Raw genomic sequence first — 25,797 nt, 5'->3', positions numbered from 1 at the left:
ACGTGAGGGAAGAGGATATTGTGCCGATTATTTTTGAAGATGGACAGGATGTCGATTTGATTTTAAATAGCACGGCACCACAGAGTGTGTATTCTTTGATATTAGATCATGGACTCGCTACCAAAAGGTTTCTGTATCTGGATTATAAAGGAGAGCACGATCAGGAAATCGTAAATTACATTATGGATTATGAACTCTCTCATCAGATTACGTTAGCTACGATGGAAGAGCTTGAGGAATTGGGGAGCATCGAGTATGAATATCTTCCTGATAAAATAACTGAAACGAACAAACTCCTCTCTCCAAAGGATTATGGATTATTTTCGTATCCAACGGAAGGCGACTTCTATGCTTTGTTTATTACAAAGTTGGAGAACAAGGACAAACTGCTTCAAGTGGAGTTGCTTGTAGATGATTGGATACCTGAACGAGAGAGGTACATACAATATTATAGCTAGCTGAGATTTTCTATCTTGACTGTGGATTAGAGCGGTGAATGGAATACCATTCATCGCTTTTTAGTGTAAGGAAGTTTCTATTATATGTACTATGTTTAATGAAATTCAATGGGGGTTACCCAGTGCCCGATGACCCCGTCATTCAACCAATAACACATATAAACTATGTAATTTCCGTATAATGAATTGCCCCCACATTACAGTTCCTCCCCCACCTATGCTATACTTAGAACAAATGTTCTACTAAAGTACGGCAGGTGAAAAGATGACCAATCCGGTGATAAATATAGCGGTAAGACCCTTGGTGGAGTATGTGTTTAGCAGTGGCGATCTGTCCAGCGGGTTCCGCACTATGACCACGTTGGTCGAGGGGACGAAGGCCCATCAACAGGTACAGCGACAGTATGGGGAGGCAGACCAGAAAGAAGTTTATGTATCGGCGGAGATTCCTTGCGGGGATTTCCTCTTTGTCGTGGATGGACGTTGCGACGGGCTGCTTGCGGAAGAAGACGGGCTGATGACGATTGATGAGATCAAGTCTACTTCAGGCGATCTGGCGCTCATCACGGAAGAGACGTATCCGGTGCATTGGGCGCAGGCCAAATGCTATGCGTATATGGTAGCCAGGGAGCGCGGCTTGCCGCGGATGAGGATTCAGCTGACATACATGCAGCTTCCGACCGGTGAACTGAAACGATATCGCCAAGAGGCGGATTATGCCGAATTGGAGTCTTTCGTTCAAGAGGTGGTTCGGCAATACGCTCCATACGCCGAAATGATTCGCACACACCGGGAAGCCAGGGATCGCAGCATCTCACAACTCTCCTTTCCGTTCAAGAACTACCGCGCCGGACAACGGAAACTGGCGGGAGCCGTCTATAAAACGATTGAAGAGAAAGTCAGTCTGTTCGCCAAGGCGCCTACCGGAATCGGAAAAACGATCTCCACCACGTTTCCTGCAATCAAAGCGATCGGGGAGGGACATTTGCAGCATCTGTTTTACCTGACCGCCAAGACGATTACCCGGACCGCGGCCGAGGAGGCTTTCGCGCTTATGCAGGCGGGCGGGCTGCATCTGCATGCCGTTACGATTACGGCAAAGGACAAAGTTTGCTTCCAAGAAGAGATTAGCTGCCGAAAAGAGGACTGCCCGTTTGCGGATGGATACTACGACCGGATTAATGGCGCCGTGCTGGATATTTTGACTCATGAGACGTTAATCGGGCGGCAAGTGATTGAGAAGTATGCCCGCAAGCATCGGGTTTGCCCGTTTGAATATTCGCTGGATCTCGCCTATGCGGCGGATGCGGTGATCTGCGATTATAACTATATTTTTGACCCCAAAGTGTCCTTAAAAAGAATGTTCGGCGAGCAAAAGAGCCGGACGGCACTGCTGGTGGACGAGGCCCATAACCTCGTGGACCGGGCGCGCGAGATGTACTCGGCGGAATTGAACAAAGCCGACTTTCTGGCCTTGCAGCGGGGATACAAAGGGATGAATGCCGCATTATACCACGCGGCCAAAGCGGTCAACGGCTTCTTCATCGCCCTGCGGAAAGAGACGGAAGGACCGCACCGCATCGACCGGAACAAGCCGGAGGAATTGCTCAACCTGGTCGAGGAATTCATCTTCCATGCGGAGCAGGAGCTGGCCTCACCCGGACCGGGAGCCGGGGCGGCCGCTGAGGATGCGGCGCTGCTGCTGCAAACCTATTTTTCCGCACAGAGCTTCGTCCGAACCGGTAAATTGTATGACGAACGCTATGTTACTTATGCGGAGGTCACGGCCAAGGATCTGAGAATTAAAATGTTCTGCCTCGATCCCTCGCACCTATTGCGGGAAATGGGAAAAGGGTTCCGTTCCCGGATTCTCTTCTCCGCTACCTTGTCGCCGTTGTCCTATTACCGGGACATGCTGGGCGCAACGCCGGAGGATTATACGGTCTCGATTCCGTCGCCGTTTGCCCGCGAGCAATTGGACGTGACCATCCATCCGCTCTCGACCCGGTACCGGGATCGGGAGAAGACCAAAGATGCGCTTGCGGAGTTACTGAGACAGCTGGCCCTCGGGCGTTCCGGCAACTATCTGTATTTTTTTCCTTCCTACGCTTATATGAATCTTATCTATGAACTAGTGACCGCCGAGCCCATGGAGAACGTTCGCTTCCTGGTGCAGCAAGGGGCGATGTCCGAACAGGAACGGGAGGATTTTCTTGCCGCCTTTGATGCGGATAATAAGGAAACGCTGGTGGGTTTTGCGGTGATGGGCGGCATATTTTCCGAAGGGATCGACCTGGTCGGCGACCGGTTGACCGGGGTTGCAGTGGTTGGTGTCGGGCTGCCGCAAATCGGCCTGGAGCGGGACATCATCCGGGATTATTTTAATGAACAGGGCAAGGACGGGTTCGATTATGCTTATGTTTTTCCGGGAATGAACAAAGTGCTTCAAGCCGGAGGCCGGCTTATTCGCTCGGAGAATGATCATGGAGTGCTGTTACTAATAGACGACCGTTACCTTCATCCGCACTACAATAGGTTGCTGCCCGAAGAATGGCGATAGAAGGCTATACTCTAGCATGTTTTCATGTATACGTGAATAGAATGTGGGGAATCAAGCGTTTGAACTTTTTGTGAAAAGAGGAGGCAGGCGCACATGACGATCACGGGAGTCACGTATATTAAAGTTTCGGTTGTTTACTTTGTAATCGGGGTGCTGCTAGGGATGTACATGTCCATAGCCCATGATTACACGTTGACCGGGGTACACGCTCATCTTAATCTGCTGGGCTGGGCTTCGTTTGCGCTAGCAGGCGTTATTTATTGGTTATTTCCAAGAGCGGCGGCAAGTGTACTAGGCAAGATCCAGTTCTGGGCCCATTCGATCGGTTTACCGATTATGATGATCGGCCTTGCTTTTGTACTGGAAGGCAAGACATCGTTCGAGTCGATCATCCCGATCGGAGCGACACTGGTGGTGGTGAGCGTAATTTTGTTCGCCATCAATGTATTTATGAATGTCGGACCTCGGGCCGGCATCCGTAAATAAAGGGAAAGCACTTTTAAAAATGCCCGCCGTCCATGGCTTTGGACGGCGGGCGTTATTTTTATTGCGGATTGGTGGTCCAAATGCCCGCGGTCTTAACGAACACCCGCTTCGGCAGTTTGAGGGTAGCCAATGCCAGTTCAGCCACATCTTCCGGCTGCATCATCCGGTCCTCATCCCCGATCTTGAGGCCGGTGTTTACGGCCAGTTCCGTATTCACCGTGCTTGGCGTAAGAGCCACGACACGGATGTTGGATTTGCGGACTTCCTGCATCAGCGATTCGGTCATCCCGAGCAGCGCGAATTTGGAAGCGCAATAAGCCGAGCCGGTTGCAAATCCGCGTTCTCCGGCCGTTGAGGCGACATTGATGATATCTCCGCTTTGTTGTTCAAGCATATGCGGCAGGGCGGCGCGGGTTACATGATAGGTCCCCATTAGGTTGACCCGGATAATCCGTTCCCAGTCAGCCGGATCCATTTCCGCCAAGGTGCCGAACTTGGCGATCCCCGCATTGTTGATCAGAATGTCTATAGAACCGAGTTCTTCAATCAGCTTCGAAACAGCGGAAGTCGCTTCGCTTTGTTCGGAGATATCGGCGGAGGCGATATGTACTTTAATCCCGTACTCGCTGCCAAGCTGTTGCTGCAGAGTCTCCAAATCCGCAGTTGTCCGAGCGATCAAGCCGAGATGTACGCCTTCCTTAGCGAGCGCGATGGCCAGCGCTTTACCGATTCCCTTGCCCGCTCCCGTAATAATGGCTTTCTTATTTTGAAGTTCCATTCTTTTACCTCCTGGATAATTGATTTCGATTCATTGCTGCTCCTCCATTATAATGGATTGCCCGACTGAAATTCTATTCAAGGAACGATGCCGGACGATAACCAAGGCAGTTTCTGACAGATTCTTGACTCTTATGTATATCAGAAGTATCATTAGAGCATAATAGTTAAGAGGTATTAACTATTAAAAGCTAATAATTATTATTTAAAGATAGAGGTGATCGAGGCTGGAAAAGGGCGATTTACTTTCGTTCATGTTATCGCAGCAGATGACCAAGTTTGTCGTTTCGTACGGTAAACTGCTCGATCCCGATGTTACTGCTCAGCAGTATCTGATTCTGCAGATTTTAAGCGGTACCGGGCAGCGCAATAGCTCGGAATTGGCGGAAGAGCTGGACGTAACTTTGCCTGCCATAACGAATCTAACGAATAAATTAGTTCGCAAAGGGTACCTTGAACGGAGGACATCCGATGCGGACAGGCGGAGCGTAAATCTGCATTTAACGGATCAGGGCCGGGAAGTCGAAAGGCGGCTTGTGGCCAGATATAAAGAGCTTACTCAGCAAATGTGGTCCAACTTTACGGAGCAGGAGCTGGATTTGTTATTGGCATCTTACCAGAAGATGATCGACAGCTTTCAACACATCCAAAGCCAGGATCCGGATTCGGATTCAAAATGAAAACCAAAAGATTCGAAATAACTCATCAGGAGGAACTGAACATGGGAAGATTAGATAATAAAGTAGCAATCATTACGGGTGCCGCCGGCGGCATGGGATTGGCCGATGCGCTTCTTTTTGCCAAAGAGGGTGCCAAGGTAGTCATTACGGATATCCAGGAAGAAAAGATTCTGGCCGCAGCGGAAGAAATCAATCAAAATGGCGGTGAGGCTCTCGGCGTAGTTCACAACGTCACTTCCGAAGAAGACTGGAAGCGTGTAGTAGAAGAAGCGATCGCTAAGTTTGGCAAGATCGACATTCTGGTCAACAATGCAGGCATCTCCAGTCCTACCCCAATGATGGATACTACGGTCGAGCTCTGGAACAAAGTTATGGATATTAATATCAAGAGCGTGTTCTTGGGTCAAAAATATGTAATTCCGCATATGATCGAAGGCGGCGGCGGTTCGATCGTCAACATTTCCTCGATCGCCGGCTTGACCGGCGGCAACGGGGCAGGCCCGTACACCGCAAGTAAAGGGGCTGTCCGCATGCTGACGAAGGCGACGGCCGTAGACTTTGCGAAACACAACATCCGCGCCAACTCGGTGCATCCGGGGATTATTCAAACTCCGATGACAGAAGGCTTGATGAAGGACGAGAAGATGAAAGCCTGGTTCAACTCCGTAACTCCGCTTCCGCGTCTTGGTTTGGCGGAAGACATTGCTGCCGGCGTGCTGTTCCTGGCTTCGGACGAGTCCTCGTACATTACCGGAATCGAGCTTCCGATCGATGGCGGTTACACGGCCAAGTAAATGAATTACGATATATACTTTTATGGGATAAGAACCCGGCATAGGTGCCGGGTTCTTTCTTTTTTAATAAATACAGGATGTGTAAGGTTAGAAAATGTAAGTTTATATTGAGGCTGGTGCTGGCGCACGGTATTAAATATAAATAACTGTAAAACCTCCAGCTAATTCCGCAGTTATCATCAAATTCACTGAATTAACTGTAAAACCTCCAGCTATTTTCTCGGATTATATGGAATATTGTGCAACAGGGCCAAATTAGATGCATCTTTTCCAGCTAAATTAGCCCCCTACCCCATTTAGAAACAAATTAGCTGGAGGAAATACAGTTAAATGTTAATCTCAAATAGGATTTCAGCCATCAAGGGACGAAATTAAAGGGTGTAAGTTCACGCCATGATTCGTGACATGATTTCATGACATGATTGAGTACCCGAGTAGAGAAGGTGCATACTGAGGTGAAAACGGAACGCTTGTTAGCCATGACGGTCCTGCTGCTGAACCGGGGGCGGATGAGCGCCAGAGAGCTCGCCGAACGGTTCGAGGTGTCCGTCAAGACAATTTATAGAGATATGGAAACCCTAAGCCTGGCGGGAATTCCCGTAACGGCCCTGCAAGGGACGGCCGGCGGTTTTGAGATCATGGATCGATATACGCTGGACCGGCACTTGGTCTCGCAAGGGGAGATCGCCTCGCTGCTTGCGGCCCTCAGAGGGGCAAGCCAAGCGTTAGAGGACCGGACTTATGCGGATCTGCTTGAGAAATTCAAAGCCCTGTTGCAGCCTTCCGGGAAGACCGCCTGGGAGTCCGGCGGTTCCGAACTGGTTTTTGACTTTCAACCCTGGGGTCAAGGGCCGGCGATAAAGCAAAACGTTGCCATGTTAAGACAGGCGATTGTGGACAAGCGATTGGTCCGCTTAATTTACATACATCAGGACGGAACTGAACATATCCGCGTCGTTGAGCCGGCATCCTTAATTATGAAAGGCTCGGTATGGTACCTGCAGGCTTATTGCCGGATGCGCGGTGATTTTCGAGTGTTCCGCCTTTCGCGGGTCATGGAATTTTCCTTGTTGCAGGAGTGCTTTAATCCTCGCGAGGCTCCCGTATTGGACGGTTATAGCTGGGATCCGGCCTGGTCCCGCAAAGATGAGTGCGAGGTGAGTCTGATCTTTCGGCCCGAAGCCCGCTACCGCATAGGGGACGTGTTTCTCCCGGAACAGATTCGACTGCAGGAGGACGGGAATATCCTTGTCCAAGGGGTGTTTTCCCGGGATGAGTGGTTTTACTCCATGCTGCTCAGTTTTGGCGATCTGGTCAGGGTGTTGACCCCCGGTTCGCTGGTACAGGAAATGAAATTGCGGGCGGAGCGGATTGTCCGGCTGTATGAGAGCGATCCTCCGATTTCTAACTGGACATACTGATGTCCACATTCCCGAATTACAATGGGCGTAGGAATGAAGGGAGACTATATAAGATGCCAAAAACCTATGTTCAACAAAAAGATATCAGACTGACCGGGATCAGCGTACGGACGACGAATGCGGAGGAAGCAGGGCCGAATGGACGCCTTCCGGAGTTGTGGGACCGTTATTTTCGGGAGAGGGAGATCATCGCGGCGGCTGCCGGAGAGAACGGAACGGGAAATAATACGCTCTATGCGCTTTATACCGATTATGAGAGCGACGCTTCGGGAGCATACACGGTGATCATCGGTCATGAGCAAGGGACAGAGAAAGCTGGGGATCAAGAGCTGCACGAGTCCGGAATTGAATACACCGATCTCACTAAGAGCGGCTTGCTGCAAGCCGTTATACCGGCCTCCGAATTTATCGTATTCGAGACCCGCAGGGGTCCGGTACAAACCGTAGTGGCGGAAGCTTGGGGACGGATATGGGCTTATTTTGAGGATGCGCAGGAAAAGCGGGCTTTTACCGGAGATTATGAGCTTTACGACTTGAGGGACTTCGATCCCGGGAATGCGGTCGTTTCGATATATATTGCAGTACAATCCTAAGCTTGGATAAGGGAGGACTAAGCATGGAATTCATGACCATGACGCCGGAGCTGCTGGAGACGGAGCATATTTGCTGCGCCTTGGGCGCCAAAGCTTATGAAGAAGCGGTAAGCGGCAAAAAAAGCTGGCTGAAGGACCGGATGGCTGAAGGTCTCGTCTTCTACAGGTTAAATGAGCGTGCCAAAGTGTTCATCGAATATCTTCCGGCTGAAGCGGCATGGGTTCCTGTGGATGCCCCCAATTTTATGATGATTAATTGTTTGTGGGTTAGTGGAAAATATAAAGGTCAGGGCTATGGACGCCGTCTTTTGGAGCATTGCATTGAAGATGCCCGGAACAGGGGGATGGACGGGATTGTGCATGTGCTTGCCGGCAAAAAAATGCCTTATTTGAGCGAACGCAAGTTTTTCCTGCACCATGGCTTTCGGATCGTTGACGAGGCAGGCCCTTACTATCAATTGGCCGTGCTGCAATGGAACGATTCCGCGCCGCAGCCGCTTTTTCGCCAGGAGGCCAGGTCGCTTGCCGTGGATCAACCCGGGATCGTCGTTTACTATACGCAACAGTGCCCGTTTGCCTTCGGCGTATTGCAAGAATGGAGAGATACAGCAGCAGAACGAGGAATTCCCTTTTGTGCGCATCTCTTGAAATCCAGGGAGGAAGCGCAGCGGGCACCGGTACCGTGGACGACCTTCGCCTTCTTCTATAATGGACAGTATGTCAGCCATGAAATGATGAGCCGGGGAAAGTTCGAACGGATGCTTGATGGGATGCCTGGCGGGGATCAATAATTAGCCGCTTAGGCTTCTTTTTTTAAATAGCGCTTGACAATAGACCGAAAATAAATTATCTTAATATCAAGATAAATGACATCGAGATAAAACAAATTGAGATAAACGCTGAGCATACGCAAAGGAGGAATGCAGCATGACTTATAATCAGGAGGATGCCCTGAATCTTCATATCGCCTTATCGCGGGCCAGCCAATGGGTGAATGCCCATACGGACCGGGATATCCGGCAGCACGGTTTAACCCGTACGGAATTCGGCGTTTTGGAACTGCTCTACCATAAAGGCTCTCAGCCGATTCAGCAAATCGGCGGTAAAGTACTTATGAGCAGCGGCAACATTACTTATGTCGTCGACAAGCTGGAGAAGAAAGGCTATGTTCGCAGAAGAGCTTGTGAGGAAGATCGCCGCCAGACCTTTGCCGAAATCACGGAGGAAGGCTCGAGATTCATTGAAGAGGTATTTCCCAAGCATGCGGAAGTGATCGCTAAGGCAACTGAGGGACTGAATGCAGAAGAGAAGAAGATCGCTTCAGACCTGCTGAAAAAGCTGGGGAAGTATGCCCAGGAGGGCTTCAAATAGCGGCCGGCGGGTTAGCGGGTGAGTCGATTAGAAAAAAAACACGAACCCCGAGTCGATACAGAGCCGGGATTGGCCCGGAGGAAGGAAGGCTTGGGGACTCTTTTTAGATCATATATCTTAATATCAAGATTCTTTATTTAAAATTATAATCAAAGGAGAAATGAATGATGAGTATAGCATTGGGCTTGTTGATTTTACGGTTGGTGGTCGGGTTGTCTTTTATGGCGCATGGGGCGCAAAAGCTGTTCGGTTGGTTTGGCGGCTACGGTCCGAAGGGGACAGGGGGATGGATGGAATCGCTGGGATTGAAGCCCGGGGTGCTGATGGCCGTAATGGCTGGAGCTGGAGAATTTATCGGCGGGCTGCTGTTCGCGGCGGGATTGCTTACTCCTCTCGGCGCTGCGTTGATTGTGATTACGATGATCATGGCGATCGTTACGGTGCACGGCAAGAACGGATACTGGTCCACGGCGAACGGGTATGAATACAACTTGCTCATTATCGCGGTTGCCCTTGGCGTAGCTTTGATCGGTGCCGGCGATTACTCGCTGGACGCTCTGTTGTTCTAATTCGGAAAGAGGAGACTGTGAAATGAGCGAATTTATTGATTTAGTAAAAAAACGCCGGTCGGCCAACAAATTTTTGAAAGACGTGGAAATCCCGGAGCAGGATCTGGATACGATCTTCAATCTGGTCAAGTACGCGCCTTCGGCATTCAATTTGCAGCATACCCGTTATGTCGTGGTCAAGGACCCGGAGCTTAAGGAAAAAGTATACGAAGTCGCCAATAAACAATATAAGGTGCGTACCGCATCCGCCGTGATCGCCGTTCTGGGAGATCCTAAGGCTTACAAGGACGTAGCTGCGTTAAATGAAGGGCTGTTGAATTTAGGAGTCATCAATAAACAAGAATATGATATGACGGTTGAATCGACGCTCGCATTCTACGAGGAGCGGGGAGAGACGTTCCAACGGGAGGATGCGATTCGCAACGCCAGCCTGTCCGCAATGCAGATGATGCTGATTGCCAAGGAGCTGGGTTGGGATACTTGTCCGATGATCGGATTTGATCCGGATGCTTTGAGAGAAGCACTGGAGATTCCGAGTGATTACGTGCCGGTCATGCTTGTCGCCATTGGCAAAGAAGACACATCCAGTCAGCGTCCGCGCGGCTACCGGAAGCCGGTCGCCGAATTCGTTAAATACCTATAAGGAGGAAAACAATATGTCACAACGCACAGCAGGAATTCATCACGTTACCGCTTTTGTACAAAATGCTCAGGAAACCGTCGATTTCTATTCAGGGGTGCTTGGTTTGCGCCTCGTTAAAAAAACTATAAACTTTGATGCTCCGGAGGTATATCATCTGTATTTTGGCGATGAGAAGGGAAGCCCGGGCACCATCATTACATTCTTCCCGGCGCCGGGATCGCGGCGTGGCCGGATCGGGGGAGGTCAGGTCGGGGTTACCACCTATGCCGTACCAGAGGATACTCTTGATTTCTGGCATCAACGATTGCTGAAATTTCATGTGTCCGTCGAAACAAGAGAACGTTTCTCCGAGAAAACCTTGCTTTTCCGGGACAACTCCGGATTGCTGTTGGAGCTTGTTGAACGGGCGGAAGGCCCCGCAAGCACTTGGGCGTTCGGCGGCGTCCCTGTCGATAAAGCGATTAAAGGGTTTGGGGGAGCTGTCCTTTACAGCGTGTCGCCCGAAAAAACGGCCCATCTTCTGGAGCAAGAGCTCGGGATGGAAAAAATAGGACAAGAAGGGTCCTATGCACGATTTAAATCGGAGGGGAATTTAGGTAATATTATCGATATCAACATCCAGCCCATGGAATACGGTGCCGGTGGTGCCGGAACCGTCCATCATATCGCCTGGAGAGCCAAGGATGACGGGGATCACGTCGCTTGGAGAAATAAATTGGCGAGCCTCGGGTATCATGTCACGCCGATTGTCGACCGCCAGTATTTCAATGCCGTATACTTCCGTGAGGAAGGAGGCATCCTGTTTGAAATTGCCACCGATCCGCCGGGATTTGCCCGGGATGAACCTGCAGATAAGCTTGGCGAGAAGCTGATGCTGCCGGATTGGTACGAGGAACAGCGGGCGCTGATCGAAGCGAACTTGGAACCGATCGAGGTTCGTATATTGAAGGAGGATAAGGAATGAAGCATATTTATCAGCAAGGAACCAATGCGGAAGCGCCGGTGCTGGTGCTTCTGCATGGTACCGGCGGAACGGAACGGGACCTGCTTCCGTTGGCCGGGATGATCTCGCCGCAATCCTCGGTGCTCAGCATCCGGGGGAATGTGCTGGAGAACGGCATGCCGCGCTTCTTCAAACGGCTGGCGGAGGGTGTATTCGATGAGGAGGATCTCGTGCTCCGCACGAAGGAGCTCTATGATTTCCTGGATGAGGCGGCCGAAACTTACGGTTTTAACCGCCGCAACCTGGTGGCCGTCGGCTACTCCAATGGCGCGAATATCGCCGGAAGCCTGCTGTTCCATTATAGCGATGCGCTGCGCGGGGCGATTCTGCACCATCCGATGGTGCCGCGTCGGGGCATTCAACTGCCGGATCTCTCGGGAGTGCCCGTGTTTATGGGAGCTGGACGCAATGACCCGATCTGTCCGCCGCAGGAATCGGAAGATCTGGAACAGTTGTTGAGCGAAGCGGGAGCTGTCGTCAACCTCCATTGGGAGTCCACCGGCCACCAGTTGACCGGATCGGAAATCGACGCCGCATCGGCCTGGTACCAACGGACTTTTTCGTAACGTAACCGTACCGTAAGGAGTGAATCCACCATGCTATCCATCGATCCGAATCTGCAAAGCGAGCGGGACAATTACAAGCTGTTGACGGGCAGCATCATCCCTAGACCCGTTGCGTTTGTAACTACGCTGTCCGGGACCGGCGTGTTAAATGCGGCGCCATTCAGCTATTTCAACATCGTGACGGCCGACCCGCCGATGATTTCGGTATCGGTCCAGCGCAAACAGGGTCTCCCCAAGGACACGGCCCGGAATGCGATGGAGCTGGGCGCCTTCGTCGTTCACATCTCGGATGAGTCCAACATCGAGCAGATCAATGAGGCGGCGGCCGCGCTGCCTCCGGATGAGAGCGAGATCGCCTTGGCGGGATTAACACCGGTTCCGAGCGAGAGCATTCCGGTTCCGGGCGTCGCCGAGGCGAAGGTCCGGATGGAATGCGTGCTGGAACGGGCGATTCAGCTCGGCGGCACGGCGGAGCACCCGGCGGCCGATCTGCTGATCGGGCGGGTGGTCCGCTTCCATATCGCCGAATCCGTGTATGAGGGCGGGCGGATTACTGCCGCGGAGCTGAAGGCGATAAGCCGGCTCGCGGGCAACGATTACGCCGCCCTTGGGCCGGTCTTCTCCATTCGCCGGCCGGAATAAGATTGTAAGTCAAGCAGCGTTTTCCTGTAGCCGTGGTTGCAGGAAAACGTTTTTTTGATTAATCTCATAGAGAACGAGCTTTAAATTATGAAGATTTAAATCAGGAGGGAAGACAGATGAAGTATCGGACATTGGGAAATACAGGGCTGAAGATCAGCGAGGTCAGTTTCGGGACGTGGGGAATTGGCGGAGACTGGGGAGGCTCGGATGATGCCGAGGCGCTGCGGGGCCTTGATTATGCCATTGGCCAGGGCGTCAATTTCTTCGATACCGCGGACGTTTACGGCGGAGGTCATGCGGAGGAGCTGCTGGCGAAGGCGACCAAGGGCAAGGAAGACGAAGTACATATCGCCACCAAGTTCTGCCGGGCAGGAGACATTCATGACCCCCGCACCTACTCCGAAGCTTCGATCCGTGAGTATTGCGAACGCAGTTTAAAGCGCTTGCAACGGGAGCGCATCGATTTGTACCAAATTCATTGTCCTCCTTTTGAAATATTGAAGGATGGCCGGGTGTTTGAGGAATTGGATAAGCTTCAGGCCGAAGGCAAAATACGCCATTACGGCGTGAGCGTCGAGACGGTGGAGGAAGGGTTATTCTGTCTTGATGTTCCCGGCGTGAAGGCGCTGCAGGTGATCTTTAACCTGTTCCGGCAAAAGCCGGCCGAGCAGCTGCTTCCTAAGGCCGAGCAGTCGGGGGTCGGCATTCTTGTCCGATTGCCGCTGGCCAGCGGGCTGCTGACCGGCAAGTTTACGAAGGAGACGACGTTCAATTCGAACGATCACCGGAACTTTAACGCCAACGGCGAGGCATTCAATGTGGGCGAGACGTTCGCGGGGCTGCCGTTTGCCAAGGGCGTGGAGCTGGCATCCGGGTTGTCCTGGATCGCCGAAGGCCGGGGCGACATGGCCCGCGCTTCGATGCGCTGGATTCTGGATCATCCGGAAGTCAGCTGTGTGATCCCGGGCTTCAAGAACGTTCGCCAGGTCGAAGACAATTTGGGTACGCTGGAGGTACCGTCTTTTACTCCTGAAGAACTGGAACGCTTACGTGATTATTATCTCAGCCAGGTGGCAGAGCATATTCGCGGAGCATATTAAGATATACAAGAGGGAGTGAGAGAAACGAATGCTGGAATGGGCAGAACAGACGGACGGAATCTGGCAATACGTCGCGCTATTCTTGTTGGCGGCGGCGCCTTGGCTGGATGTATTTATCGTCGTTCCGGCCGGTATTGTATGGGGGTTATCGCCTGTCGCCGTCGCGGTCGTCGGTTTTGCAGGCAACTTTATCATGATCGTACTGCTGGGACTACTATTTCATACTTACCGGAATTGGCGGGATAAGCGAAGGTTGAAGAAGGGAATTGTTGAGGAGAGCAAAAGGGAGACGAGAGCGAAGAACCTGTGGGAGCGCTTTGGTCTTCCGGGGTTGGCGCTGCTGGCGCCGGTGCTCGTAGGCACGGATCTTGCGGCTTTGATGGCGTTGACCTTCGGCTCCTCACGCACCCGGGTGATCGGCTGGATGGGTGTCAGCCTGGCGGTTTGGACGGTCATCATGACGCTGGGGTCCGTGTATGGATTCAGTTATATTAACTGGATCTGACCGCATGACCCGATGAGCGCAAACCATAGGCTTACCGAAAAGTAAATAAAGAAAATCAAATGGCGGTGCTATGGAGATATAGATAATCTATGCACCGCCATTTTGTATATTCTTGGTGCCTGACGAACCAAAAGGTGCCTTCCTCCAGCCAGGTTCGCTGCATGTTTTAGTTTTCACTACCATACAAGTATGGTAGCATTAACTTGTGAGTACGCTTTCATGGGAATTGAAAAGTTCAACTGAAGGGGCGGATAAAAAATGATGAATGTGCTTTTGGTAGATGATGAGCCCTGGGTGCTGGAGGGACTCCGCACCATGGTGAATTGGGAGACTCACGGGTTTCAGGTATGCGGGGAAGCTCTGAACGGGCCCGATGCGCTCAAGATGATCCAGGAACTGCGGCCTGAGCTTGTCGTTACCGACATCAATATGCCTGTTCTGAGCGGCTTGGAGCTTGTGGAACAATCCAACAAGACGCTGACACGGCCACCCAAATTTGTCATATTAAGCGGGTATGACAATTTCAACTACGCCCTTACAGCAATGAGACACAAGGTTACGGAGTATTTGCTTAAGCCGATCGACGAGGAAGAGATCGGAACTATATTGGAGCGGGTAGGGAGAACGATCCGGGAGGAGCTTGCCACGGAACAGAACCAGAGCCGCGTGCAGTTCCTGTTCACGAATAATCTCCTGAACCGGTTCATCCAAGGGGAATATAACGAGAATTTGGAACGGCAGGCGGTACGCTCGCTGGATTTGGAGCCTGGAGCCAAGCTAACCTGCGTACTGATTGAAGCCGTTCCTGGTACGGATGATTTAAGACATCGGGTACGGGAATATTTCTCGAAAGAGAGGGACCGGTCGTTTCTGGACAGCGCGGGAAGAGTCGGGGTGATCCTCCCGGTGGATGTTTACTCTTCGGCGCGCCTGGAGGAAATTGGCCTGCGGATGCACAGGGAGCTTTCCGCCGATTTGAATCGGCCTGTCATTATAACGTTTAGCGATTCACGGGACGGAATCCCGTCCATTCGGGAATTGTATTTGCAGGCGCTGGAGGTCGTTAAATGTAAGCGCAGTCATGGCAAAGAGGGCGTCTTTTACTATAAATATTGCAAACAACCGGCAGGAGCGGACGATATCTTCAAAGAGAAAGTAAAGCAGCTGATCGAAAAGGTGCTTGCTGATGATAAGGACAAGATTCGCTGTCTGGTTGATGAATTACAGGCCTTTTTTGTATCCGGGCTGTACAGCATCGAAATCGCCAAGTCCCATATTGCCGATCTGGAGCTGACGCTGTGCAATCGGGTTGCGGCCAAGAACGGGGAACCCGATGCTTTAATGAAAAGCATGTGGGAACAGTACGGCAGCTTGACAGGCATAGACAACTATCCCGGCCTGAAGAAGTACGTGCAAGCTCTATGTCTGGAGGCGGCCTCGCTCCTTTCCCGGCTAGACCTGCAAAATGAGAACAACACGATTTTTCATGTCATCCAATACGTGGAACGGGAATACAAGAACAAGCTGCAGCTTCAGGACCTGGCTAAACATTTTCATATGAACGCCACTTATCTGGGGCAATTATTCAAGAAAGAAACCGGCAAGCCGTTCAACGAATATCTGAATGAGAAGCGGATTGAGGAAGCGAAAAGTCTGCTCAAGCGAACGCAGATCAAAATATCCGAGGTTGCGCTGCAGGTGGGCTATCCGAATACGGATTATTTTATTAGCAAATTTAAGAGCAGCACCGGGATGCTGCCTTCGGCATATAAACACGAGGCTGAGAAGAAACAGGCAGATCAATAGCAGGATGGTGCGCAAATGTTGAAGAGGCGATTCAAGTTCAGAAAAATTGTAAACGACATACCCTTGAATTATAAATTTATTCTGATTTACCTGATCGGCGTACTGCTGCCCATTATCATTATTAATCTCGTTGTGATGAACCGCATGTCTGACCTCATTAAGGCTCGGGAGCAGCAGAACCTTGAAATCTCGCTGGAACGGGCCAGAAAGGACATCCATGATTTCATGGACGGCGGAGTGGCCGTCAGCCATGCCCTGAATACGGATAAGACGCTCTATGAAATGATGGACCGGACTTATAAATCCGAGGTGGATTTCTACGAGACGTTCGATGAACAGCTTCGCAACCGGGTAAGCAGCTATATTCCGGTAAACAATCAGCTCCAACGGATCGGCATCTACACGAACAATCCCACGATCGTGTCGGGGGGCAATTACCATGTGATTGATGATGAGGTTCGAAACAGCGATTGGTACCGGTTATGGAATGAATCCAGCGACCCGGTTCTGGTGGCCGCCTACCGGGCAACCGAAGTGAGTAACCGGACCTCAACGGTCCCTTATTTAAGCGTGATCGAGGAATTGGATTACTTCGACGTTTACGATAGATATTTCAAATTGCTTCGTATCGATATCGACCTCAGTAAAATTTATGACGTAATTGTCCGGGAGCAGAAGTACTTGGATCTGTACTTGGTCAACGAACATAACGAAATCATTATGTCGGCAGAGAGCGGCTATCAGCGGGAAGTTACCGATAACTATCCGTTATTTCAGTTAACCGGCGATCAGAAGGATAAAGACGTTCGTACGGTGTCTATCGGTACGGCCCGGTACGTAAAGGGCTGGAAGCTGGTCGGCGTCCCACAAGGCAAGAGAGTGGCGAAGGCCATGTTCGAAATGCAAGTATCGATCGGCGTGCTTGCCGCGGTAATTACGTTGTTTACGTCCGTTTTTATTTATATCATGCTTAGATCTTATAATTACCGGGTGAAGAGGCTGTCCCGGCACATGCAGAAGGTCACGAACGAGAAGTTCGACCTGATTCGGATCGATGAAGGCCGCGACGAGATCGGCGGATTGATTCAGAATTTCAATATGATGACCGCGCGGATCAACTCCCTGATCAACAATGTTTATAAATTGGAGATTCAGAAGAAAAGCCTGGAGATGGAGCGGGTACGGGCGGAGTTGAATTTCCTGCAAAGCCAGATGAATCCGCACTTTCTGTTCAACACGCTGAATGCAATTCTCGTCGTCTGTACGAAATACGAGTATTCCGAAGTTACGGATATTATCAAGAGCCTGTCCAAGCTGCTCCGGAGACTGCTTAGCTGGAAGGAAGATCTGGTGACCCTGGAGGAAGAGATCCTGTTCACCGAAATGTATCTCAAGATCGAGAAGTTCAGATTCAGGGATAAATTTGAATACAGGTTTGATATATCAGAGGATGTGCTGCATTACAAGATTCCGAAGATGAGCATTCAACCGCTTGTTGAAAATTCCTGCAAGCACGGCATTCAGGCCGTGGACGAGGCGGGAATCATCACGATCAGCGCGGAGCTCGCCGACGGTCGGCTTCGAATTGCCGTTTCCGATAACGGAAAGGGGATCGAGCCGGTCAAGCTAAGAGAAATGATTCTTGCCGTTCGCAGCGAGAATGTCTCCGGCAACAGCATCGGAATTCGGAATGTGTACCGCAGACTGGAGCTTTATTATGACGATCTGGTCCGTTTTGACATTGTGAGCCAGCCGAATAAAGGAACGGAGGTCTCCTTTGAAATTCCCATCAAACAACTAAACCAACAAGAAGGACTGGACAAGGGGGAATAAAGCATGCGCTTTAAAGTGATCTTGATCGATGATGAACCCGCTGCGTTGGAAGGCATGCAGTTATGGATCGATTGGGAGAAGCTCGGGTTTGAAATATGCGGCACCTGCAGCAACGGGGCCGAAGGTTTAAGAAGCATTGAGGAGCTGAAGCCGGACCTCGTGGTCACCGATGTGAATATGCCGCTGATGGACGGACTGGAAATGATCGGCGCTTGGCAGAAGAACGGTGATCGGAAGGTCAACTTTGTCATAGTGAGCGGATACAGCGAATTTGACTATGCGCGGAGAGCAATGAGCTTCGGCATCCTGCATTATTTACTGAAACCGATCGACCAGGATGAAGCCGAGAAGGAGCTGCAGACCGTTTATCAGGAAATTCTGCACGAATACGAACGCCAACAGATCAGCCAAGTTGCCTCTTATGAAGAAACTGTCGGCCTGTTAAAGAAATTGGTAACCAAAGAGCCGCCTACCCAGAGCGAGCTGACGGTTCTGGAACGTTTGTCCGGCATCCGGGAGACCTGGAATCTTTGCCTGGTGAAATGCGATCCGCCGGTCTACTCGCAGCTACGGGAAACGGCGGCTTCGTTGTTGTCCGATCGGGAAGGTATTTATCTGATTGATCTTGAGATGCATTGCTTCGGTATTGTTTTCGGGTATGATCCTGCAAGGGGACAGAGGGACGAATCGTGGGAAATTTTAAGGGAGCTGTCACAGATCTACTCCTCTTATCACGTCTTTATGTCTGTTGGGGCCGGCGAATCATCGCTGTTCCATCTGCAAAACTGCTATAGGACGGCTAGAGAAGCAATCGTTCATAACTTTTACGATCCTGCATACGCCGCCATCAAGGAGTATGAGGCGGTCAGGAGCTGCCGATTTCAGTACGACTACGACCAGATCCGGCTGATCGACGGCATAGCGGGCGCGATGAATCTGCTGGATGTCTCCGGTTTTGAGGAGGCGGTGGAATCGGCGGCGCGAAGTTTCCGGGAGATGGAGATTGTACCGGAGATCGTCAAGAAAATCGTGATTCATTTGATGTACAAAATCATGGAGTATTTACGGGAATCGGACGGGGAACAGGTCGAGTCCCTGTTAGCGAAATATAATCTTCTGCTTTCGGGGCTGTCGGACGCCGTGCTTCTCCTGGATGACTTAATGGGCCATCTGCTTAATTGCGGCAGGGATACAATCCAAATGATGCACCGCGAACAGTCGCTCAAGTCGCAAGGCATTATTCAGGAGATCAATGAATACATCCGCGGACATTACCGGGAAGCTCTGACCATCAAAAGGCTGTCGGAGGTTTTCTATTTGCATCCGGTATACCTGGGGCAGCTTCTGCAGCGGAAGAACGGCATTAGCTTTAACGAGTTCGTCCACAACCTTCGGATCGAAGAAGCCGTCACACACCTTAAGCAAAATCGGCAAAAAAACAGTGAAATCGCAGAGAAAGTAGGTTACGCCAATTACGGCCAATTTTTAAAACAGTTCGAAAAAAGGATGGGTATGTCCCCAAATGAATTCAAAAACAGGAACTAATATTTTTAGGGGTAATGCTTTAATTGCGATATAGTTCCAGTTTGGCAGCGCTTTTACAATAAAGATAAGTTACATGAAAGGGCTTTCAAGTCTAGATGTAACAAATATATTCGGAGGTGCTTTACATGGGGGGCAAGTCCAAATCGATTTTCCGGCTTGGCGTAATCATGTTGTTATCGCTCAGTGTTATCCTGTCGGGATGCGGCGGCGGAAATAACAAAGTTGCAAATTCCGGAAAAGGCAATAACGGCAATAGCGGACAAGTAACCGGGGAGAATGCCGCAAATGGAGTGGAACCGTTTGAAATTTCTGTTTTCATTGGTCAGCCCGACCAGCAACCAACACCCGACAACAAGATCTACAAATTAATTAAAGAAAAGACTGGCGCATCTTTTAAATTCGAGTTCCTGGCAGGCGACATTGACCAAAAGCTTGGCGTTATGATCGCAGGCGGCGACTATCCGGACATGATGACAGCGAATCAAAAGCTGACGGCGGCAGGCGCGTTTATCCCGCTCGAAGATTTGATTGAAGAACATGCTCCGAACTTGAAGAAGCATTATGAGAAGTACTGGAACATGATGAAAGACCCTAACGACGGTCACATTTACAATCTTCCTAACTACGGTGCGACGAATGCAGACGTTAATTCTTCCTGGTATTCTGGTCCAGCCTTCTGGATTCAAAAGGACGTTTTGGCAGAAGCAGGATATCCACAAGTTAAAACATTGGATCAATACTTTGACCTGATTAAAGAATACAAGGCAAAACATCCGGAAATCGACGGAACGCCGACGGTTGGCTTTGAAATTCTGAACTATGACTGGAAAAACTGGGGTCTGTTTAACCCGCCTCAGCATTTGATCGGTCATCCGAATGATGGCGGCGTAGTCGTTAAAGACGGAGTAGCAGAAATTTTCGCCGATAAGGACTTTGCAAAACGTTATTATCAAAAGTTGAACCAAATGAATGCCGAAGGCGTCATTGACAAAGAAACGTTCACTCAAAACTTTGACCAATATATGGCCAAACTCTCCAGCGGCGCAGTTCTGGGTATGTTTGACCAACACTGGAACTTCCAAAAAGCAGAAGACGTACTGATTACCCAAAAGAAAGATAATCGCACCTACGTCGGTCTTCCGCTTGTATTTGATGAAAGCATCAAGGATCATTACAAAGATCGTCCGGCTCTGAACCTGAATAACGGTTTCGGCATTACTGTCAACGCATCCGAAGAACAACAAATTAGAATCATCAAGCTGTTGGATACGTTGATTCAAGAAGATTGGCAAAAAATCTTGGCCTGGGGTATCGAAGGCGAAGATTACATTGTCAAAGACGGCCGCTTCATGAAAACGCAAGAACAACGCGATCAGTTTACCGATGCAACCTGGAAACTGGCGAATAAAGCCGATTCCTTCTTCGGTCAAGCTCCAAAAATGGAGGGTTTATTCTCGGACGGAAATGCTACCGACGGCGCTGCTCAGCCTGAGGAAATGCAGGCTGCTTTGAGAGATTATGATAAGGAATTCCTCTCCAAATACGGATACAGCACTTATGTTGACTTCTTCAGCCCGGCTCCTGAGAACGATATTGCCTACCCGGCATGGTCTGTTGATTTGGTTGACGGATCTGAGGCAAAAATCGCAAACACGAAGCTAAACGAGTTGCAAACGAAGTTCTTGCCAAAGGCAATCCTGGCAAAACCGGGAGAGTTCGACAGCGTATGGGCTGACTATGTCAATGAAATCGGCAAAGTCAACATCAAAGCCTACGAAGACCGTATTAATGAAGTGCTGCAATGGAGAAAGGACTCTTGGACAGTGAAATAAGGTTTTGAATTGGAAAGTGGGAGGCGGTCATAAGCCTTCCACTTTCCGAAATAATAGGTTTTGGGGAGAAAAAAACTATGGAGCAGACCTTGAAGAAAAATCGAGCCGATCGGACGCCGAAAAAAGATAAGAAAATCACCTGGTCCCTCATCAAGGATCAGAGCCAGCTGATTTATATGTCCGTGCCTCTGCTGGCGTACATCCTATTGTTCGCCTATTATCCGATCTGGGGCTGGACAATGGCTTTCCAGGACTACAAACCGGCTAAGGATTTTAGCGATCAGAAATGGGTAGGATTTAAGCATTTCGAGTTTCTATTTAAAGACGACAATTTCTTGCAGGTGTTACGCAATACGTTGGCGATGAGTGTCATTAACCTGATTCTAGGGTTTACAACCGCTATTATATTGGCGTTACTGTTGAATGAAATCAAAAAAATATTTTGGAAAAGAACCGTACAAACGATTTCCTATCTTCCGCACTTTTTGTCCTGGATTATCGTTACCGGGATTGTGGCGACAAGCTTGGCTTCGGACGGGATCGTCAATGATGTTCTGATGAAGCTTCACCTGATTAGTGAGCCGATCCAATGGCTCAGTCATGGCAAATACTTCTGGGGAATCGTCGGGGTGTCGAATGTTTGGAAAGAAGTCGGCTGGAGTACGATTATATATTTGGCTGCGATGTCATCCATTGATCCGGCGCTTTATGAAGCCGCGGATATTGACGGTGCAAGCCGTTACCGGAAAATGTTCCATGTAACATTGCCGGGTATCAAGCCTACAATTATTATTCTGTTGATTATGCAGGTCGGCCATATTCTGGAGGCGGGTTTTGAAATTCAGTACTTGCTTGGCAACGGTCTCGTTGTCGACTGGTCGCAAACGATTGATATATTCGTCCTGAAATACGGGCTCGCTCAAGGCAACTATTCCTTAGCAACTGCTGCCGGTATATTTAAAACGGTCGTTAGTGTGACGTTGCTCCTGATTGCAAACGGAGTCTCCAAACGACTAGGGGAAGAGAGGCTATTATAGTTATGGCAAACCAAACCATCAGCCCTGGACCGGCATCAACTGCCGCAGTGTCTAGACCTATCGGAAGAAGCAGACTTGAACCAATTCTTTTTAATACGTTTAATACCTTGTTTATGATTGGTCTTGTTATTGTTACACTATATCCTTTCCTGAATACGATCGTCGTTTCCTTGAACGCAGGGAACGATACGATCCGCGGTGGCATCTACCTCTGGCCGAGAGAATTTACTTGGCAGAACTACAAGGCGGTATTCGCTTCGGGAACGATCTATAACGCATTCTGGATTTCCGTGGCGAGAACGGTGCTTTCGACGCTGCTCAATCTGGGTCTGACGACCATGCTGGCTTATACACTGAGCCGGAAGGAGTATGTGTTCCGCAAGCCGATTACCCTGGTTTTTATCCTGACAATGTACTTTAACGCCGGTCTGATTCCGGGGTACTTCCTGATGAAAGACTTGCATTTGCTTAATACCTTCTGGGTATACGTTATTCCATCGATGATCAGCGCATTTAATATGATCGTCATCCGGACCTATATCGGAACGATTCCGGAAAGCTTGGTTGAATCGGCGAGAATCGACGGGGCCGGAGATTTTAAAATCTTCATCCGGATTATCTTCCCGCTTTGTAAACCGGTGTTGGCTACCATTGCGTTGTTCGTAGCTGTAGGTGCCTGGAACTCCTGGTTTGATGCATTCATTTACACTTCATCTCATCAAGAGCTGAGTACGCTGCAATATGAATTGATGAAGCTGTTATCATCCAGTATGAACTCGAACAGTAATCCGTCAGTTGCTAACGGCATCGGAGTGAAAACCGACATGGTTACGCCGATTTCGATCCGTGCCGCGGTAACCGTCGTAGCCTCTGTGCCAATCCTTTTGGTATATCCGTTCATGCAGAAATACTTTGTAGTCGGACTTAACGTAGGGAGCGTAAAAGAATAATGACTAAACCATCGATAACCTATTCCAACCCGGTACTTCCGGGATTCTACCCCGACCCGAGCATCGCTCGGGCCGGGGATGATTATTATTTGATATGCAGTTCCTTTGAATACTTCCCAGGAGTGCCGATCTTTCACAGCAGGGATTTGATTCATTGGGAGCAAATCGGGCATGTGCTGGATCGGCCCAGCCAGTTAAATGTAGCGGACCGAAAAAGCTCGGACGGTATTTATGCGCCGACTCTAAGATATCATGACGGCACTTTCTATATGATTACCACGGATGTGCGGGGGATCGGCAACTTTTATGTAACGGCTACGAATCCGGCGGGTCCTTGGTCGGATCCGATCCTTGTTCCGTATGGCGGCATTGATCCGTCCCTGTTCTTTGACGATGATGGCAAAGTGTATGTAACTGCTCAGCAAGGCGCGGACTATGACTCGCATGCGATTCAGTATGAGATCGACATTGCTACAGGTAAGGCTTTGTCCGAGCCGGTCGTCATATGGAGAGGCGATGGCGGGCCGTGGACGGAAGGGCCCCATTTGTACAAAATAGGCGGGAAGTATTACATCATGACCGCCTCCGGAGGCACCGCGAAGGAGCATCGGGAGATTATAGGCCGGGGCTCCAGCCCTTATGGGCCGTTCGAATTGTATGAACATCCGATTTTGACACACCGCGGCATTGAACATCCGATTCAATATTTGGGACACGCCGATCTGGTGGAGGACGGCAATGGAGACTGGTGGGCCGTATTCCTTGGAGTGCGTCTCGTCGATTCGGGCTATAGCGTGCTTGGAAGAGAAACTTTCCTCGCGCCGGTGATCTGGAATGAAGAGGATTGGCCGATGATCGATAACAATGAGGGCACCGTGAACCTTGAAATGCGGGTAACGCGGCTGCCGGGGGGTTCGTCGACAAAGGCGCGGACGACGGCGTTTTCGGAAGGCAGCGACGATTTTGATAAAAGCGGGTTATCGCATAGTTGGACGTTCCTTCGCAATCCTGCAGAGGGAAGCTGGTCCTTGGAGGAGCGGCCAGGTTGGCTTACTTTGCGCGGACAGTCCGCAGGGCTGAGTGATGTCGGCCAGGTGGCTTTTGTCGGCAGAAGACAGCAGCATGTACAAGCGGAATGGAGCACCTATCTTGATTATGGTTCGATCATGGACGGGGAAGAGGCCGGAATTTGCGCCAGAAGAGATGAGGATGCCCACTACGAGATCTTCATGAAGCAGGAGGCCGGACTGAGAACGATCGGTGTCAGGCTGACGGTGAGGGGCGAATGGTTGATGGCGGCCGAAGTGCCTACGGATTCTGACGGGGTATATTTAAAAATCCGCTCTGATGTCACTGAGTATTCGATGTACTACTCGTTGGACGGACAGGAATGGATTAGGCTCAGCGGCGGGCCTGCCCGGGCCTTGGCACCGGAAGACTTTGTAAATAAAATGTGTTTTACCGGTATCGTCATCGGCCTTTACGCCAGCGGGAACGGAAAAATCGCTTCAGGCAAGGCCCATTTCGACTGGTTTGTGACCCGGCAGATAAGAGGAGGTAATTGAAGTGAGTTCATCCGAATTGACGGTGCCTGCTCTTAAGGATTTGTTTGCAAATGATTTCCGGATCGGTGCGGCGGTCAATCCGCGCACGATCCGGACGCAGGAGAATTTATTGGCACGTCACTATAACAGTATTACTGCAGAGAATGAAATGAAGTTTGTCAGCGTGCATCCGGAGGAAGGAACCTATACCTTCGATGAAGCCGATGAACTCGCCGCCTTCGCCCGCAAGCACGGTATGGCCTTGCGCGGCCATACCCTGGTTTGGCATAACCAAACCGGTGACTGGCTGTTCAAGGATAGCCAGGGCGGACCTGCGAGCAAAGCCTTGCTTATGGAACGGCTTCGCTCCCATATCCAAACCGTGGTCGGGCGCTACAAGCAGGATATTTATGCCTGGGACGTGGTCAATGAAGTGATCGCCGATGAAGGCGACGCTTTGCTCCGCCCATCGAAATGGCTCGATATTGCCGGTCCTGATTTTATCGCCAAAGCGTTCGAATACGCTCATGAGGCAGACCCCAATGCGCTGTTGTTTTATAACGATTACAACGAATCTCATCCGCACAAACGCGACAAGATCTATACTTTGGTCAAGTCGCTTCTCGAACAGGGAGTTCCGATTCACGGGATCGGTTTACAGGCCCATTGGAACCTGTTCGATCCTTCTCTGGATGACATCCGGGCGGCTATTGAGAAGTACGCCTCCTTGGGGTTGCAATTGCAGCTGACCGAGCTGGATATGTCGGTATTCGAGTTTGAGGACAAGCGGACCGATCTCCAGGCGCCTGCCCCGGGCATGCTGGAACGCCAGGCCGAACGGTATGAGGCTGTATTCCGGCTATTGAAAGAGTACCGCGAGGTGATCAGCGCGGTTACTTTCTGGGGAGCCGCCGATGATTATACGTGGTTGGACGATTTCCCGGTGCGCGGCCGGAAAAACTGGCCGTTCCTGTTTGACGAACAGCATCAGCCCAAACCCGCCTATGATCGTTTGGTCAACCTCGCCGGGAACTGATCCCTATGAGATCAGAGCAGGAGATCTGACTAAGAGATCTGACTAG

Annotated in this window: 25 protein-coding genes; 24 read left to right on the top strand and 1 reads right to left on the bottom strand. The window is 50.4% G+C overall.

Annotated elements, in window-relative coordinates:
- Positions 1 to 2 precede the first annotated feature (2 nt).
- The 3 genes from KB559_RS16795 (at position 3) to KB559_RS16785 (ending at position 3,504) form a co-directional block, all read left to right on the top strand.
- The gene (locus KB559_RS16795) at positions 3 to 458 is read left to right on the top strand and encodes a DUF6630 family protein (RefSeq protein WP_211023099.1); all 456 of its coding nucleotides are present in this window, start codon (positions 3 to 5) and stop codon (positions 456 to 458) included.
- Positions 459 to 723: 265 nt separating this feature from the next.
- On the top strand, positions 724 to 3,018 hold the full coding sequence (locus KB559_RS16790) for an ATP-dependent DNA helicase (protein WP_211023098.1): 2,295 nt from the start codon (positions 724 to 726) through the stop codon (positions 3,016 to 3,018).
- A 93-nt stretch (positions 3,019 to 3,111) separates the two neighbouring features.
- Positions 3,112 to 3,504 (top strand): heme-copper oxidase family protein, encoded by a 393-nt coding sequence (locus KB559_RS16785; RefSeq protein WP_211023097.1) that lies wholly within the window; start codon positions 3,112 to 3,114, stop codon positions 3,502 to 3,504.
- Positions 3,505 to 3,562: 58 nt separating this feature from the next.
- Here KB559_RS16785 and KB559_RS16780 read toward each other — a convergent pair whose 3' ends face one another.
- The gene (locus KB559_RS16780) at positions 3,563 to 4,282 is read right to left on the bottom strand and encodes a 3-ketoacyl-ACP reductase (protein ID WP_211023096.1); all 720 of its coding nucleotides are present in this window, start codon (positions 4,280 to 4,282) and stop codon (positions 3,563 to 3,565) included.
- 253 nt (positions 4,283 to 4,535) lie between these two features.
- Here KB559_RS16780 and KB559_RS16775 point away from each other — a divergent pair, with 253 nt between their 5' ends.
- The 21 genes from KB559_RS16775 (at position 4,536) to KB559_RS16675 (ending at position 25,751) form a co-directional block, all read left to right on the top strand.
- The gene (locus tag KB559_RS16775) at positions 4,536 to 4,961 is read left to right on the top strand and encodes a MarR family winged helix-turn-helix transcriptional regulator (RefSeq protein WP_211023095.1); all 426 of its coding nucleotides are present in this window, start codon (positions 4,536 to 4,538) and stop codon (positions 4,959 to 4,961) included.
- 41 nt (positions 4,962 to 5,002) lie between these two features.
- Positions 5,003 to 5,755, top strand: a complete 753-nt coding sequence (locus KB559_RS16770; RefSeq protein ID WP_211023094.1) for an SDR family NAD(P)-dependent oxidoreductase — start codon at positions 5,003 to 5,005, stop codon at positions 5,753 to 5,755.
- 422 nt (positions 5,756 to 6,177) lie between these two features.
- On the top strand, positions 6,178 to 7,176 hold the full coding sequence (locus KB559_RS16765; protein ID WP_247681897.1) for a helix-turn-helix transcriptional regulator: 999 nt from the start codon (positions 6,178 to 6,180) through the stop codon (positions 7,174 to 7,176).
- Positions 7,177 to 7,229: 53 nt separating this feature from the next.
- The gene (locus tag KB559_RS16760; protein WP_211023093.1) at positions 7,230 to 7,769 is read left to right on the top strand and encodes a GyrI-like domain-containing protein; all 540 of its coding nucleotides are present in this window, start codon (positions 7,230 to 7,232) and stop codon (positions 7,767 to 7,769) included.
- A gap of 23 nt (positions 7,770 to 7,792) precedes the next feature.
- Positions 7,793 to 8,560: a GNAT family N-acetyltransferase gene (locus tag KB559_RS16755; protein ID WP_211023092.1), complete on the top strand. Its 768-nt coding sequence runs from the start codon at positions 7,793 to 7,795 to the stop codon at positions 8,558 to 8,560.
- A gap of 136 nt (positions 8,561 to 8,696) precedes the next feature.
- The gene (locus tag KB559_RS16750; RefSeq protein WP_211023091.1) at positions 8,697 to 9,140 is read left to right on the top strand and encodes a MarR family winged helix-turn-helix transcriptional regulator; all 444 of its coding nucleotides are present in this window, start codon (positions 8,697 to 8,699) and stop codon (positions 9,138 to 9,140) included.
- Positions 9,141 to 9,307: 167 nt separating this feature from the next.
- Positions 9,308 to 9,709 (top strand): DoxX family protein, encoded by a 402-nt coding sequence (locus KB559_RS16745; protein WP_211023090.1) that lies wholly within the window; start codon positions 9,308 to 9,310, stop codon positions 9,707 to 9,709.
- A 22-nt stretch (positions 9,710 to 9,731) separates the two neighbouring features.
- Positions 9,732 to 10,352: a nitroreductase family protein gene (locus KB559_RS16740; protein WP_211023089.1), complete on the top strand. Its 621-nt coding sequence runs from the start codon at positions 9,732 to 9,734 to the stop codon at positions 10,350 to 10,352.
- Positions 10,353 to 10,365: 13 nt separating this feature from the next.
- Positions 10,366 to 11,316, top strand: a complete 951-nt coding sequence (locus KB559_RS16735; protein WP_211023088.1) for a ring-cleaving dioxygenase — start codon at positions 10,366 to 10,368, stop codon at positions 11,314 to 11,316.
- The gene (locus KB559_RS16730; protein WP_211023087.1) at positions 11,313 to 11,921 is read left to right on the top strand and encodes an alpha/beta hydrolase; all 609 of its coding nucleotides are present in this window, start codon (positions 11,313 to 11,315) and stop codon (positions 11,919 to 11,921) included. Before KB559_RS16735 ends, KB559_RS16730 begins: the two co-directional genes overlap by 4 nt.
- A gap of 30 nt (positions 11,922 to 11,951) precedes the next feature.
- Entirely contained in the window at positions 11,952 to 12,563 is a 612-nt protein-coding gene (locus KB559_RS16725; protein ID WP_211023086.1) for a flavin reductase family protein, read from the top strand.
- Between the two features lie 116 nt (positions 12,564 to 12,679).
- Complete coding sequence (locus KB559_RS16720; RefSeq protein WP_211023085.1) at positions 12,680 to 13,663, top strand: aldo/keto reductase; 984 nt, start codon at positions 12,680 to 12,682, stop codon at positions 13,661 to 13,663.
- A gap of 28 nt (positions 13,664 to 13,691) precedes the next feature.
- Entirely contained in the window at positions 13,692 to 14,168 is a 477-nt protein-coding gene (locus tag KB559_RS16715; protein WP_211023084.1) for a small multi-drug export protein, read from the top strand.
- A gap of 258 nt (positions 14,169 to 14,426) precedes the next feature.
- Entirely contained in the window at positions 14,427 to 15,974 is a 1,548-nt protein-coding gene (locus KB559_RS16710) for a response regulator (protein WP_211023083.1), read from the top strand.
- A 15-nt stretch (positions 15,975 to 15,989) separates the two neighbouring features.
- Positions 15,990 to 17,807, top strand: coding sequence for a sensor histidine kinase (locus KB559_RS16705; RefSeq protein WP_211023082.1), 1,818 nt, complete (start codon positions 15,990 to 15,992; stop codon positions 17,805 to 17,807).
- A 3-nt stretch (positions 17,808 to 17,810) separates the two neighbouring features.
- Entirely contained in the window at positions 17,811 to 19,352 is a 1,542-nt protein-coding gene (locus KB559_RS16700; RefSeq protein ID WP_211023081.1) for a response regulator transcription factor, read from the top strand.
- Positions 19,353 to 19,477: 125 nt separating this feature from the next.
- Positions 19,478 to 21,184 (top strand): type 2 periplasmic-binding domain-containing protein, encoded by a 1,707-nt coding sequence (locus KB559_RS16695; RefSeq protein WP_211023080.1) that lies wholly within the window; start codon positions 19,478 to 19,480, stop codon positions 21,182 to 21,184.
- 77 nt (positions 21,185 to 21,261) lie between these two features.
- Positions 21,262 to 22,221, top strand: coding sequence for an ABC transporter permease (locus KB559_RS16690; protein WP_211023079.1), 960 nt, complete (start codon positions 21,262 to 21,264; stop codon positions 22,219 to 22,221).
- 2 nt (positions 22,222 to 22,223) lie between these two features.
- Positions 22,224 to 23,171, top strand: a complete 948-nt coding sequence (locus KB559_RS16685; RefSeq protein WP_211023078.1) for a carbohydrate ABC transporter permease — start codon at positions 22,224 to 22,226, stop codon at positions 23,169 to 23,171.
- Complete coding sequence (locus KB559_RS16680) at positions 23,171 to 24,736, top strand: glycoside hydrolase family 43 protein (protein ID WP_211023077.1); 1,566 nt, start codon at positions 23,171 to 23,173, stop codon at positions 24,734 to 24,736. The genes KB559_RS16685 and KB559_RS16680 overlap by 1 nt, the downstream gene beginning before the upstream one ends.
- 1 nt (position 24,737) lies before the next feature.
- The gene (locus KB559_RS16675; RefSeq protein ID WP_211023076.1) at positions 24,738 to 25,751 is read left to right on the top strand and encodes an endo-1,4-beta-xylanase; all 1,014 of its coding nucleotides are present in this window, start codon (positions 24,738 to 24,740) and stop codon (positions 25,749 to 25,751) included.
- The last annotated feature ends 46 nt before the right edge of the window (positions 25,752 to 25,797 follow it).

It is taken from the genome of Paenibacillus sp. Marseille-P2973, from assembly GCF_018101095.1.
Classification (GTDB): domain Bacteria; phylum Bacillota; class Bacilli; order Paenibacillales; family Paenibacillaceae; genus Fontibacillus; species Fontibacillus vini.
The sequence above is the reverse complement of the archived record's forward strand: the minus strand, read 5'-3'. Positions and strand labels throughout refer to the sequence as shown.